The sequence below is a fragment of the Ornithinibacillus contaminans genome (genome assembly GCF_001038425.2).
GTDB classification, from domain to species: domain Bacteria; phylum Bacillota; class Bacilli; order Bacillales; family Amphibacillaceae; genus Ornithinibacillus; species Ornithinibacillus contaminans.
On sequence record NZ_LDPV02000046.1, the window covers coordinates 137,905 to 151,171 of the forward strand.

Sequence of the window (13,267 nt, forward strand, 5' to 3'; positions counted from 1 at the left end):
CTAATAGAAATCACCCTTTTTCTTACTTATCTTTATTATTATCATCTAATTCCGAGCTAAATTCCGTTTGCATTCGTTTATTAGAAATGTTTAACGTGCTTGGGCTAGTGGAAACCCTATCATCAATTACTTGGCTTTTCATATAGCGGTGAAAGAAGTATTCTCCTACCGCTATAAAAATAGCAGAAATGAGGGCAGCATCAGCAAAAGAATCATTGGCCGCATAGAAAAATTCTGCAATAATCCATATTCCTGCAAAAGCTAATCCGAAATCGGCTATCGTTGCCCAAAAATTACTAACGTACGGTAAGATGTACACATCAGCGATATAAGAGATGACGCTTAGGATAATACTAGTTAATAATATGTTGAGGAAAGATACGTCGTAAAATAATCCTAAAATTATCCACAGAATGACAGTGGTCATAATAAATTTTAGAATAAAAGATGTGACATAGTTCATGGAAGTTGCTCCTTTCATTACGATTAACTATAATATTTCCCAATAAATGTAATTTAATTCTGTTTTATAAAATAACTATCTCCTTTTTAAAAGATAGGGAGTTTGACACAACTATTTTTATATGGTATATTTAGTTTGAATTAGAGATAATTTAATTAAAAATAAATGATTTAATTTTGTTTAAACTACAACATAGGGGGCTTTACAATGAATTCCTTAAAAGGAATGCACCACGTAACGGCAATTACAAGTAGCGCGGAAGAGAATTACAAATTCTTCACATATGTCCTTGGTATGCGATTGGTTAAGAAAACAGTTAACCAGGATGATATCCAAACGTATCACCTATTCTTTGCGGATGACAAGGGTAGTGCAGGAACAGACATGACTTTCTTTGATTTCCCTGGAATTCCAAAAGGAGTACATGGAACAGATGAAATTTATAAAACATCTTTTCGAGTACCAAGTGATGAAGCGTTAGAATACTGGGTAAAACGATTTGAACGTCTAAAAGTGGAGCATAAAGGTATACAAGAACAATTTGGTAAGAAGTCCGTTTCTTTTGTCGATTTTGATGATCAACACTATCAACTGATTTCTGATGAACATAATGAAGGGGTTGAGTCAGGGACTCCTTGGCAAAATGGTCCAATTCCGTTAGAATATGCGATTACTGGATTAGGTCCAATTTTTATACGGGTAGCAAATTTTGATTACTTCAAACAAATGCTGGAGAAAGTATTATTATTTGAAGAAATAGCATCTGACGGAGCATTTCACTTATTTGAAGTTGGGGAAGGCGGAAACGGTGCACAAGTAGTTGTCGAGTATAATCCGGTCCTTCCGCGTGCACGACAAGGATTTGGAACTGTCCACCATGCGGCTTTCCGTGTAGAAGATCGCGCCGAACTAGATCAATGGATGAAACAAGTACACAGCTTTGGCTTCCAGTCGTCAGGCTTTGTAGATCGTTTCTTCTTTGGCTCTTTATATGTTAATGTAGCACCACAAATTTTATTTGAATTTGCTACAGACGGTCCAGGATTCATGGGGGATGAGCCATATGAAACTTTAGGTGAAAAATTATCATTACCACCATTCCTCGAACCAAAACGGGAACAAATTGAAGAATTAGTGCGTCCTATTGACACTGTGCGTAGTACCATAAACTTCGAAAAAGAATATGAATAACGATATAAAAACCCACTTTCCAATTTTCGGAGTGTGGGTTATTCGTTTCTTGAGATATTTAAGTATGTTCTTGTGCAAGAAATAGGTAACAGGGTACCTTATCCAATCATATCCTTCTATTATAGGACTTTATACTAACAAAAGTTCAGATTACAGTAGCGTTGAAATTGCTGTCAAATTATAGGGGGAAAGGAAATGTTCTATTATTATCTAAATGGTTATAATCCATATCAAGGCTATCCACCGGGGTATTACCTAGCACCTCAGTATCAAAACACTGTTTTAAGTCCATATCGTCAGCAAACCGTGAGAGGTCGAGCAACTTGGACAGACGGCGGCGGAACCACAAAGTGTGGAATCCCATGGTCTGACAACCAATACATGACTGTAGCTGTAGGTGAGAATGCTCCCTACCAATGTGGCCAATCCCTAAAAATACGTAATCTAGCTAATGGCAGAGAAATCATAGCAACAGTAGTCGATACGGTTAGGGGATTCCCACAGAATAATGTGAATTTACATCGAAGAGCTTTTCAAGCATTAGGTGCTAACCTAGATCAAGGAATTATTTCGGTCGACATCATCCCGTCACCAGAGCTAGAAGAGGAAAAGTGGGGGAAATATTTACTCGAACTTGTACAGACTGCCTATCCAGGTGTAGAAATAACAGATTATAGTAGTGTGGGTAAGACAGAAATGTCACCAACACGAGTCAGAGAAACATATGATTTTATTTTAAATACTCAACAGGAACAGATTAGGGTTCGTGGTAATGTTATTTATAATCCAGAATCCGATAGAGTTATTTCATTTGATTTGGCAGAAATGTGAGAATGAGAACCGTTTAATCCATATCCGGTTAATACTTCACTTAATCTAGGTAAGTAACAGTGTCAAATAAGGATACTGGAAAATATACTATTCTATGCAACGCTGAAGCAAGAGGATACGTAAATCTTCCTTCGTAGAATAGTAAAGAAATAGAAAGTAAGGATGACTATCATGATAGATGGATGGCTTGATTTTACGTTACTTGTACTGGCCACATTTCGGTTAACAAGATTACTTGTATTCGATAAGATTACTGGATTTATCCGAAAACCTTTCCATCATGAAATTGAAGAAATTGATTCAGATGGAATGACTACAACCTATATTGAAATCAGAGGGAACGGTTTACGCTATTGGATTGGGGAGTTATTAAGTTGCTATTGGTGTTCGGGGATATGGTGTGCTGCATTTCTAATCGGATTAGCTTATGTATGGCCGATTGGAAGTGAGGTACTTATTGCGCTTCTAGCAATTGCAGGAGTTGCTGGAATATGTGAAGCCATTGTCCAACGAATTGTGGACTAACTTGAGCAATGAAGGAGGAAGGTACTGGTATGAGCAAACAAAACAATACGAATAATTATACAAACGCTTCCTTAGCACGGCCATCCCGGCCACAGGGAAAACGGGTAAAACGTTCGGGCTGCGGCTGTGGGAAGAGAAGAAAGACACTAAGCTAATACAGTTTATTTTATTACGTAGCTGGTAGTTAAGCGCTATGGGTATAAATTAAAAGGCCAAGGTACAAAAAAATGTATCTTGGCTATTTATTTTACCAGTGATTGATTTGAGAAGGGGTATCATTTGGAGTCATTCCTTGTGTAATCGTATTAGATTGATCTTGCCCCATAAACATCTCTTGTAACGGTTTTGTGAATTGTTGAACGGTTTGATTGTTCATCAAATTTGATACATTTTGTGGTAGCTTTTGAAAGGTGCCGTTTTGTACACCTTTTGAAATCCCATAAATAGCGGCACTAGCAGCACCAATTGTTAGTAAGGAAGTCATCATTTTTCGTTTAGCCATCTAGTATCATCCTATCTGTTAGTATTGTTTCAACAATGATTGCTATTAGCTTGCCAAATAGTTATCTGGTTTATCCTAGTATGAGCGTAATTGATTAAAATACAAAGGAACAAACACATTGGTTTGCTCCTTATAAATGAGATTAATTTGATATTTCTTCTTTGACTTTTGTATCAACCTTTTCCATCGATTCCTTTAATTCATAGGACAAGCCATCACGATCAGTGACTGCTAATTTGTTGGTTCCGACTAATCCTTCTAATAATTCTTTTACATCAATTCCTGAAGAGGCTTTTAAGGTTTCTTGTAATGTTGCCATGAGATCTGTTGCGTAACCAGTCACTTTATTGGCGCCACCATCACTGCCACTACTACCAGTATCGACAACAGTGATTTTATCGATATTACCAAGTGGACTAGCGATTTCTTTTGCATATTGTGGAAGCATTCTAATCACCATATCAAGGACTGCCGCCTGCCCGAATTGCTCAAATGCTTCAGCGATTTTTCGTTTTGCTTCAGCTTCAGCTAATCCTTTTAGACGAATGATATCTGCTTCGGATTCACCTTGTGCTCGTTGAGATTCTGCTTTGGCTAAACCGTCCACACGAACCTTTTCTGCATCTGCTTTTGCTTGTGACTCGATACGATATTGGTTTGCATCTGCAGCGGCAATTTGTTTTGCTTTTTCAGCGATTGCTGCTTGCTCAACCGCGTAACGGTCAGCATCAGCTTTTTTCTTAACCTCTGAATCATATTGTCTTTCACGACGAAGGATTTCTTTTTCTTCTAACTCAATTTGCTTTTGACGCTCAATAATTTTAATTTGCATTTCCTGCTCGGTAACTTCCTGCTGTGCACGTGCAGTTTCCAAATCGTATGCTTGGTCAGCACGGGCTTTTGCAATATCTTGCTCACGACGGTATTCAGCTGTTTTTAATTGATTTTCTTTTTCTGCTTCAGCAATTTCAGTCGCTCGTTCTAGTTCTGCTTTCTTAGCTTCTTTTGCTGCTTCTGCTTGTTTAATACGAGTCTCTTTATCTGCCACAGCTGTTGCGATATCTGCATCACGTTTTACTTGGGCAATACGAGGCTTTCCGAGGGAATCTAAATAACCATTTTTATCTCGAACGTCTTTGATCGTAAAGGAAACGATATTTAATCCCATTTTCGCCAAATCCTGTGAGGCAACACGTTGAACTTCTTGGGAGAATTTATCTCGGTTTTTATATATTTCTTCAACTGTCATGGATCCTAAAATAGAGCGGAGATGACCTTCAAGTACTTCTTTTGCTTCATTTTCACGATCCTCTTTTGATTTTCCTAAAAACTGCTCTGCAGCTGTGGCAATTTCATTGGTAGTTCCGCCAATTTTAATGATTGCTGTACCATCAGCCATAACCGGTACACCTTGTTCTGTATAAACCTCTGGAGTGGTAACATCTAACTTACTAGAAAGTAAGCTTAGTGGTTCTGCTTGTTGAAAGACAGGAAGAACAAAGGTACCGCCACCTCGAATGATTTTGATTTTATTACCAGACTCATCCGTATGTACGGTTTTGCCTCCTAAATAGCTACCAGTTACAATTAATGCTTCATCTGGTCCTGCTGTCCTGTATTTCTTAACAAATACCGCAATAAGAGCAATGACGAGAAAGACAGCAATTGCAATGAGAATTGTAAAACCATTTACTAGTTCACTTAACATTTCTTTTCCCCCTTAAAGTAAATTATTAAAATACATCTTCAGAGAAAATGTATTAGTTAACCGGCATTTCTGAATCAAGATCATATGGAATGACATATAAGACCCCTTGCTTGATTTCGAGGACTAGTACTTCAGTGCCTTCTGCGATTGAGTTGTTTTCATAACTCGCTGCTGGTCTTGAAATCATGCCACTTTTACTATCGATAACAATTTCTCCAAAGCCATCTTTCGGAATGGGAATAATGATTTTTCCAACTCTACCCTTTAAAGATTCTTCTGTATAAACTAAGGATTCCTCAGCAGTTGATAGTGGTATTAATACAAAGAAGTTAAGTAGCACATCCAATAAGATTGCAAACGATACGGATAGGATAAGAATAAGTAAGCTGGATAGTGGTGTAATTAATTCTAAAACATATCCAGATGAGGATAGGAAAACGATAAAGGCTAATAGGAGGGTGGGATTTAAAAAAGCGATTCCTTCACCAACCGCATCCAATATATCCCCGAAAAAGATATATAGAATGATTAAGCATCCAGAAATGATTAATACGGTTAAATAAATTGTTTGAATTTCAACCCCAAATAGCATCATTCACATCATCCTAATCTGTAGATTCAAATTTCCGATTACCTGTTATACGGTTCTATTGTATAGAAAGTTTCGAAAAATAGTAAAAAATTCGAAAAAAGGATAGAAAAAATAAAATTCGCTTGTGACAATGTAAAGAAGGTGTAAAAATAAATTTGACAAATTTGTGAACAAGATGAATAATATAAGTATAAGAAGGGGGATTTAACGTGATGAAATCTTCAAAGATCTTAAGGGCAGTAAGTTTTCTTTGTGGAACGTTAATTACGATTGGAGTTATTGCATTTCTTTATGGTTTTTTTGCAAGCGGTAACAATGCGTTAATTGGTGTTGGAATCGGAACCATAATGGGAGGCGTGTTCATTTTCATCATGGGTATTTTCTTAGTAGCAACAGAAGAAGTGGTGGAGAAGGACAAACAAAATACGATTTCTTAAGTTAATTTAAATGTAAAAGAAGCTCTGTCGTTTGACAGAGCTTCTTTATTATTACATATAACCCCAGATTAAGGTTAATAGTGTTCCAAAAATGGTAACTAGTGCGATAGCAACACCATAGTAAATGTTTGTATAGATAGCTTTTTTGTCATCTGTTTCCCCAGCATGCATGAAGAATACGAGCTGTAGAGTTGCTTGCGCAAAAGCGGTTACTAATAATACTGTCAAACCAACTTCAAATGACATATCCGTGAAGTAAACTGTAAGTGCTACTGCAGTAAGGATTAGTGAGAAAATAAATCCCATTACTTGTTTTACTGGAAATAACTCTTTCATGTTTACATCATTCCTTTCAAATAGATGAAGCTGAAGATGAAGATCCAGACTACATCTAGAAAATGCCAGTAAAGCGAGAAAATAAAGGATTTATTCGTTGTTTCAGGAGTAAATCCTCGTTTTTTGATTTGGATTAAAATGAATAATCCCCAGAATAACCCAAAGGTTACGTGAGCTCCATGTGTTCCTAGGGTTGTTAATAATATCCCTGTAAATGCACTTGTCTGAAGGGTTGCACCTTCATGATAGTAGTGCATAAACTCATATACTTCGGTACTAATAAAGGCTAGGCCTAATACTAATGTGATTGCTAAAAATGCGATGGTTGCTTTTTTATGCTTTATACGCATTGCGTGAGTAGCAAGACCAATCGTGAAACTACTTGTTAACAAAATAATGGTTTCAATTAACACTGGTGTTATTTCAAATAGTTCCTCACCAGAAGGGCCATTACCGACCCCGTTTTCTAGTGTGAAGAACGATGCAAATAATGTACCAAACAACATAATCTCTGCACCTAGGAAAATCCAGAAGCCAAGAATATTCATCTGATTTTGGTGGGTGCCATACTCAAGAGGTTGCGAGTGATCTATTTTCATTTGTTTGCACCTCCAAATTTATTTTCTGTTTCATTTATTTCATCTTCTTCTATATGGCGACCGTGGTCGATCTCAAACGTACGATATGCCATACATCCGAGAATCCCAATTAGCGCGATAACAACACCAATCCAAATACTGAAGACAAAAGAGAAACCTAATACAAAGAATAATCCTGCCATGATAATCGGTATGCCACTATTATTTGGCATATGAATTCTCTTGATTTTTCCTTTGAATAGTTGATGTCCATGTTCCTTTGAATCCCAGAATGCTTCAGAAGAATTTACTTCTGGTATAATAGCAAAATTATATTCTGGAACTGGGTTGTGTGTTGCCCATTCTAGTGAACGTGCATTCCAAGGATCTTGCCCAACATTTCTTGGTGCATGACGGAAGCTGTAATACACATTGTATACAATTAGCGCAAAAGCAACTGCCATTAATCCTGCACCGAAGAAGGAAAGCATACTTAACGGACCAAATCCAGCTTCTTCAGAGTACGTGTACATACGACGTGCTTGCCCGTCTAAGCCTGTAATATACATTGGGAAGAATGCAAAACAGAATCCAATTGATAAGAACCAGAATGCCCATTTACCAATTCGTTCGCTTAGCATAAAGCCGAACATTTTTGGCCACCAGTAAGTTAATCCCGCAAGCATTGCAAAGACAACCCCCGGAATAATAACGTTATGGAAATGCGCTACTAAGAACATCGTATTATGGTATTGGTAGTCAGCGCTTGCCATAGCAAGCATAACCCCAGTTACACCACCAATGGTAAATAATGGTATAAAGCCCATTGAATACAGCATTGGAACGGTAAAACGAATTTTTCCTTTCCACATCGTCAGTAGCCAGTTAAAAATCTTAATACCAGTTGGAACGGCAATCGCCATAGTGGTAATGGAGAATATACCATTTACTAAAGCGCCATGTCCCATTGTAAAGAAGTGGTGTACCCACACTAAGAACGATAGGAAGGAAATAATAACCATTGATCCAACCATAGATTTATAACCGTATAAATTACGTTGCGAGAATGTGGAGATAATCTCACTATAAATACCGAACGCAGGGAGAATTAAGATATATACTTCAGGATGTCCCCAAACCCAGAATAGGTTTGCCCAAAGCATATCCATTCCACCATTTGTGCTTGTAAAGAAATTTGTACCAAGCTGGCGGTCAAATGTACCCATTAATAAGGCAATGGTTAATACAGGGAAAGCAAATACAATAATAACGTTTGTTACTAATGCTGACCATGTAAACATAGGCATTTTCATTAATTTCATACCTGGTGCGCGCATTTTAAGAATGGTAACAATAAAGTTGATACCAGTCATTAATGTTCCGATACCAGAAATTTGTAGGGACCACATGTAATAGTTCACACCAACGGATTGACTATAATCCGTTCCAGCTAGTGGGAAGTAGTTGGTCCACCCAGCATCAGGAGATCCTCCGATAACAAATGAAATGTTAAATAGCATTGCTCCTGCGAAATATAACCAAAAACTAATGGCGTTTAAACGCGGGAATGCAACATCTCGTGCACCTATCTGTAGTGGTACGACAAAGTTCATTAATCCAATAACAAAGGCCATTGCCATAAAGAAAATCATGACAACACCATGTGTTGTAAATACCTCATTATAGTGTTGTGCATCTAAAAATGTGTTGTCAGGTACAGCAGTTTGTAGACGCATCATGATGGCATCTGCTCCACCACGGAAAAGCATGAGTAAAGCTGATATTAAATACATCATACCAATACGTTTGTGGTCAACTGTAGTTAACCATTCACGCCATAGATAACCCCATTTTTTAAAGTACGTAATCCCAATGATGATGGCAATAACGGTAAGTCCGATTGCAACCATCGATCCATAGATTAATGGACTAGGATGGGGGATGGCAAACCGATCAAAAAATTCCATTTTTGTTTCTCCTTTCGAGAATATAAGCTATTCTTTCTTGTTGTAAAATATCCGTTCTGTTATTCTTTAGTGATTTGAATCATGATTTTCATGTTCACTGTGATCAGTGTGTTCGTCATGATTCTCGTGTTCACTATGATCACTGTGTTCGTCGTGATTCATATGTTCATGGTTTTCGTTATCTTCTTCATCTGAAGAACCATGATGATGGCCTGCATTTTCTCCTTCAGGAGCAGGTGCGAATTCTAAGTGTGTTCCAGTAAATGTCATTTGACCAAGATGTCCAGGCTCTAGTAATGTATCGTATTTCTCTTCTGTAAGTGGTTCTGCAGTATTGTGAATCTCGTCTATCCATTTATCAAACTCATCTGGAGATAATGCTGTTGCATTGAAAGTATTTTCAGCAAATCCTTCTCCACTAAAGTTTGCATTTCGACCCATATAATCACCAGGCGTTTCTGCAACAAGATTTATCTTGGTTACCATGTCTGCCATAGCGTATTTTTGACCAGCAAGCTGTGGAATCCAGAAGCTAGTAATTGGTCCGTACGAATAAAGTCTAAATTCAACCGGACGATTTGTTGGTAAAATTACATAGTTAAGTGTTTCAATATCTTGTTCTGGATAACTAAAATGCCATTTCCAATTTGATGATGCAGCATAAATGACAAGTGGTTCTTGATTTTCATATCCTTCTGGTACCGATTCAACCTCATATGTTGATTTAACCGATACAATAGATAAGAAAATAACAATTAAAACTGGAATACCAATGATGATGGACTCAATAATTGGATTTCCCTCAATGTGCGGTGGCTTATAGTCATCCGCTTGTTTTGAAGCTCGATATTTAATAAGAATTATAATAAGTATAGTGATTACAACAATCACAATTAGTGCCATGGTGAAAATAGATAACCATATAACATTTGCTGTTGTCTCTGCTTGTGGACCTTTTGGATTTAAAACTAATAGTGGTTCACAACCAGAAAGAATTGTAGTAATCAAAATAGCAACTGTAATGAATGCCAATTTGAATTTCATGTTCGTTCTCCCTTCATTAGGATTATTCCGTATTGTTGGACAAATTGTACTTTTTTTCACAAAGTGCTGCTACCATATATTATTACGGTAAGTAGATTATTACAATAGATTGAGAAATGCTTCACAAAATGTTCAAGAAGATTTGTCTTTTTAGTGGAGACTGAGGAAAATATTGGTTATTGAGGGATTATTCGAGAAATTATGATGTGGATAATTTAAATAGGAACAACACAAAAAAGAGCATTGCTTTTTAAGCGAATGCTCTTCAACTAGTTGATTACCGTTTTTGGCCCACCTCATGGCCTATATCTTAGAAGAAATATAGGAATTTTTCTTACTTTGCTGTATCTGGTGTTCTAGCTTAACTACCTGGGACGGGGATAGACCCCGTCTTATTGTAGTTGCATTTAGGTGGAAAATGAGTAAATGCAAATTAAATTATAGCCAAGCAGCACCTACGATGATTAGAAGGATAAATAATACGACAATCAACGCAAAGCCATTGCCGTATCCTCCACCTCCGCCGTAGCCGTAACCACCGTAACCACCACAGCCGCCGTATCCGAATGACATTCTACATCCCTCCTAACTTGTAAAAATCAATTTCATAACGCTAAAGAAGAGCTATATTTATTTGGATCTAGGGTAGTGTAATGAGGACCTCTAATTGGAAACGTTGAGGCGATAGCTCTCCTTATCAAAACACCAACAACCAGTGTTTGTTATTACTATATGAATGAAGTTGGGATTTGATAGGGATAGATACCCAGTTTAATAGGAAACTGTTTAAATGCCTACGTATTTAATTGGGCAATTTTTTCAGCGGGGAGGGTTAATAAATCCAGGCTGTTAACCCCATTTTCTTGTACGTAGCGATTAACTAAGTAATACCCAACAGCGTATCCAGCCATTTTAGGATACAGGTTCTTTCCGTATAATATTGCGTTAGCTTTCGAAGAAGTCTTCGGTAGTTCTTTATTTGGTTGGATGATTTTTTCCCAAATGGATTCTAGTTCTTGCTTTGAATAGTATCCCGTGTATGGAGCTAAATAGTCAGGTCCAAAACGTTCTTGCACAGCGTTTTCTGCTAAACCTTCTAATATAACGACATCTAGTAAGTGATATTTTCGTTCGCTTTTTGGAGCATGCAGGAGTCGACAACAGTGATTATATTCATGCGTAAATAGTGCTTTTAGTTCTTGCTCGGAATTCTCCTGTGAAATAAATAAAAATAGCTTATCGATAAAAGCGAGCCCAGACTTCCCGTTGTAATGCTGGGATATTTTTCTGTCGTTGGTGTTGGATGGAAAGATAAAGATGGATACATTGCGCCCGTTCCATTTTTGTTTTAAAAGCTGCTCCTCTTTTTTTATGATTTCCCACACCTTACGTTCTCGCAACTGCCTCAGCAAATCTTCTTTTTTTAGGGAAGGCTTTTTGTACATGCCATGATAGGTAAGGAGGGAGGCAATTTCTTCTGGGGTTGAGTGGGTAAAGTAACGGGTTAATTTCTTAAACATCTGTTCAGGGGAATGATACGCTTTCTCTAGCCATTGATCGGTCGGATGTACTACCATTTTACGCCTCCTGAATTACTAGTATATATGTATGGAAAAGGATTCGACTAGATATGTTGCCGAATCCTTTTTATAAAGCGTTAGGAATCTTCAATTTCGATAAACGATCTAGTGCTATTTTGCTTAGGGATGGTAATGTATAAAGTGTTTTGACGATACGACGCCTTTGTTTCTTGCTTTGGTATCTCAAAAGGGAGGGTGATGAAACGCTCTTTTCTGTTAAAAAATTGCTTCCTGTGGCGATAATTGGTTTCAGTATTTTTTTCATCAATGATTTCATTTTCCTCTAGACCAATACGCAAACGATTTCCAATTACTTCAATTTGGACTTGATCCCTATCATATCCAGCTATGTCTGCTTCAATAATAAAATGTGTATTATTTTCCTTTACATCAACCCAGAATGGATTTAGGTGAAATTGTTCGTTCATTTGCTTAAAGGAATGATGAAAAAAGGAATCCATTTGTTTCATGAAATCATGAAGTGGGGTCATATCAATATCAAATCGATTAGGAAGCCTGTTTTTCCTTGAACTCATAAGTGCTCACTCCTATATGGCTATCGGTCATTAACAGAGTATGCAGATTTCGGAAAAAAGTAGTGGGCGATGATGGAAAGAGACTAGGGCATAAGTGATTATGGCTAGATAAAATCCGACTCATTTTACTTATGTCCCAGCCTCTTCGGTCAGGAAAGCTAGTATCTGTTGGTATAATGCCTCTGGTTTTTCCTCGGTAATTAGATGACCGGTTTTGTCATACGAAATAAGCGTTGCATGTGGTAAATCTGCTGCAAGTCGTTTTCCAATCGAAAGCGGAACAACTTTATCGGCAACTCCCCATAGTAATAAGGCAGGTGTCTTTATGGTTTGAAGCTCTTTACTTGTAAGGTCTCCCTCACGATGACGTAACAGCCTGATAAGTGATTTTGGAAAGTTTTTATCTTGCAATGGTTTTCCGTATTCCTCAATTTGATCCGCTGTGATTAGTGAATGATCATAAAAAACGTTGCGCAAATTCTTGACGACACTTTCTGCATTTATTTTTCGTTTTGCTAGCAAGTGAAAAAAGGGAAGGTATGAGCTGTAAATTAAATAAGGCTTTGCACCTGGAAGATACCCAGAGCTAGCAAAAAGAAGTAGCTTGGTCACTCTGTCTGGAGCTTTTTTTGCCGTATAAAGGGCAATTTGACCACCCATCGAATGTCCCCCGATAGCAACACGTTTAAGTTGAAAATAATCAAAGCATGCCAGCACAAGATTGGCATATTGATCAAATGAGTAGGTAAAGGTCGTTGATTTTTCACTTTTACCAAAACCGGGTAAGTCGATTGCAATAACAGAAAAGTTCTTTGCAAGCAATGGTTTTAGGCGATTGAAAGTGTACGAGGAAGCCACAAATCCGTGTAGTAAGAATAATGGTGGCTTCTCTTTTTGTAATGCGTGTTCACAGTAAATCGATGTGTTCATTATGTTTAAATAGGTCTTTGTATAATTCATGTGGATTAAAATCATCA

General features: G+C 37.4%; 16 protein-coding genes and 1 pseudogene. 5 read left to right on the top strand and 12 right to left on the bottom strand.

Annotation, left to right across the window (positions count from 1 at the left end):
* Positions 1-22: 22 nt before the first annotated feature.
* Positions 23-463 (bottom strand): YndM family protein, encoded by a 441-nt coding sequence (locus JF53_RS11970; protein WP_047982220.1) that lies wholly within the window; start codon positions 461-463, stop codon positions 23-25.
* 207 nt (positions 464-670) lie between these two features.
* Here JF53_RS11970 and JF53_RS11975 point away from each other — a divergent pair, with 207 nt between their 5' ends.
* The 4 genes from JF53_RS11975 (at position 671) to JF53_RS17960 (ending at position 3,165) form a co-directional block, all read left to right on the top strand.
* A complete protein-coding gene (locus JF53_RS11975; RefSeq protein ID WP_047982219.1) occupies positions 671-1,654 on the top strand; it encodes a ring-cleaving dioxygenase in 984 nt (327 codons plus the stop codon).
* Positions 1,655-1,849: 195 nt separating this feature from the next.
* The gene (locus JF53_RS11980) at positions 1,850-2,485 is read left to right on the top strand and encodes a DUF3889 domain-containing protein (protein WP_047982218.1); all 636 of its coding nucleotides are present in this window, start codon (positions 1,850-1,852) and stop codon (positions 2,483-2,485) included.
* Positions 2,486-2,656: 171 nt separating this feature from the next.
* Positions 2,657-3,010, top strand: coding sequence for a DUF1360 domain-containing protein (locus JF53_RS11985; protein ID WP_047982217.1), 354 nt, complete (start codon positions 2,657-2,659; stop codon positions 3,008-3,010).
* Between the two features lie 29 nt (positions 3,011-3,039).
* The gene (locus tag JF53_RS17960; RefSeq protein ID WP_269083300.1) at positions 3,040-3,165 is read left to right on the top strand and encodes a hypothetical protein; all 126 of its coding nucleotides are present in this window, start codon (positions 3,040-3,042) and stop codon (positions 3,163-3,165) included.
* A 92-nt stretch (positions 3,166-3,257) separates the two neighbouring features.
* Here JF53_RS17960 and JF53_RS11990 read toward each other — a convergent pair whose 3' ends face one another.
* The 3 genes from JF53_RS11990 to JF53_RS12000 all read right to left on the bottom strand — a co-directional run bounded on the left by JF53_RS11990 (position 3,258) and on the right by JF53_RS12000 (position 5,815).
* Complete coding sequence (locus JF53_RS11990) at positions 3,258-3,512, bottom strand: hypothetical protein (RefSeq protein WP_047982216.1); 255 nt, start codon at positions 3,510-3,512, stop codon at positions 3,258-3,260.
* 142 nt (positions 3,513-3,654) lie between these two features.
* Positions 3,655-5,220, bottom strand: a complete 1,566-nt coding sequence (locus JF53_RS11995; RefSeq protein ID WP_047982215.1) for a flotillin family protein — start codon at positions 5,218-5,220, stop codon at positions 3,655-3,657.
* A gap of 52 nt (positions 5,221-5,272) precedes the next feature.
* Entirely contained in the window at positions 5,273-5,815 is a 543-nt protein-coding gene (locus JF53_RS12000; RefSeq protein WP_047982214.1) for a hypothetical protein, read from the bottom strand.
* Between the two features lie 209 nt (positions 5,816-6,024).
* Here JF53_RS12000 and JF53_RS12005 point away from each other — a divergent pair, with 209 nt between their 5' ends.
* A complete protein-coding gene (locus JF53_RS12005; RefSeq protein WP_047982213.1) occupies positions 6,025-6,249 on the top strand; it encodes a hypothetical protein in 225 nt (74 codons plus the stop codon).
* A gap of 51 nt (positions 6,250-6,300) precedes the next feature.
* Here JF53_RS12005 and qoxD read toward each other — a convergent pair whose 3' ends face one another.
* From qoxD to JF53_RS12040, 8 genes and pseudogenes are all read right to left on the bottom strand, one after another.
* Entirely contained in the window at positions 6,301-6,585 is a 285-nt protein-coding gene (qoxD, locus tag JF53_RS12010) for a cytochrome aa3 quinol oxidase subunit IV (protein WP_047982212.1), read from the bottom strand.
* Between the two features lie 2 nt (positions 6,586-6,587).
* Positions 6,588-7,184, bottom strand: a complete 597-nt coding sequence (gene qoxC, locus JF53_RS12015) for a cytochrome aa3 quinol oxidase subunit III (protein ID WP_047982211.1) — start codon at positions 7,182-7,184, stop codon at positions 6,588-6,590.
* Positions 7,181-9,130 (bottom strand): cytochrome aa3 quinol oxidase subunit I, encoded by a 1,950-nt coding sequence (gene qoxB / locus JF53_RS12020; protein ID WP_047982210.1) that lies wholly within the window; start codon positions 9,128-9,130, stop codon positions 7,181-7,183. The genes qoxC and qoxB overlap by 4 nt, the downstream gene beginning before the upstream one ends.
* A 66-nt stretch (positions 9,131-9,196) precedes the next feature.
* Positions 9,197-10,174 (bottom strand): cytochrome aa3 quinol oxidase subunit II, encoded by a 978-nt coding sequence (qoxA, locus tag JF53_RS12025; protein WP_047982209.1) that lies wholly within the window; start codon positions 10,172-10,174, stop codon positions 9,197-9,199.
* Between the two features lie 438 nt (positions 10,175-10,612).
* Positions 10,613-10,690 (bottom strand): annotated as a pseudogene (locus tag JF53_RS18015) (YjcZ family sporulation protein); the annotation flags it as partial.
* A gap of 278 nt (positions 10,691-10,968) precedes the next feature.
* Positions 10,969-11,751, bottom strand: coding sequence for a DUF2268 domain-containing protein (locus JF53_RS12030; protein ID WP_047982208.1), 783 nt, complete (start codon positions 11,749-11,751; stop codon positions 10,969-10,971).
* Positions 11,752-11,831: 80 nt separating this feature from the next.
* Positions 11,832-12,290, bottom strand: a complete 459-nt coding sequence (locus tag JF53_RS12035) for an Hsp20/alpha crystallin family protein (protein ID WP_047982207.1) — start codon at positions 12,288-12,290, stop codon at positions 11,832-11,834.
* A 129-nt stretch (positions 12,291-12,419) separates the two neighbouring features.
* Positions 12,420-13,265: an alpha/beta fold hydrolase gene (locus tag JF53_RS12040; protein WP_053071999.1), complete on the bottom strand. Its 846-nt coding sequence runs from the start codon at positions 13,263-13,265 to the stop codon at positions 12,420-12,422.
* Positions 13,266-13,267 lie beyond the last annotated feature (2 nt).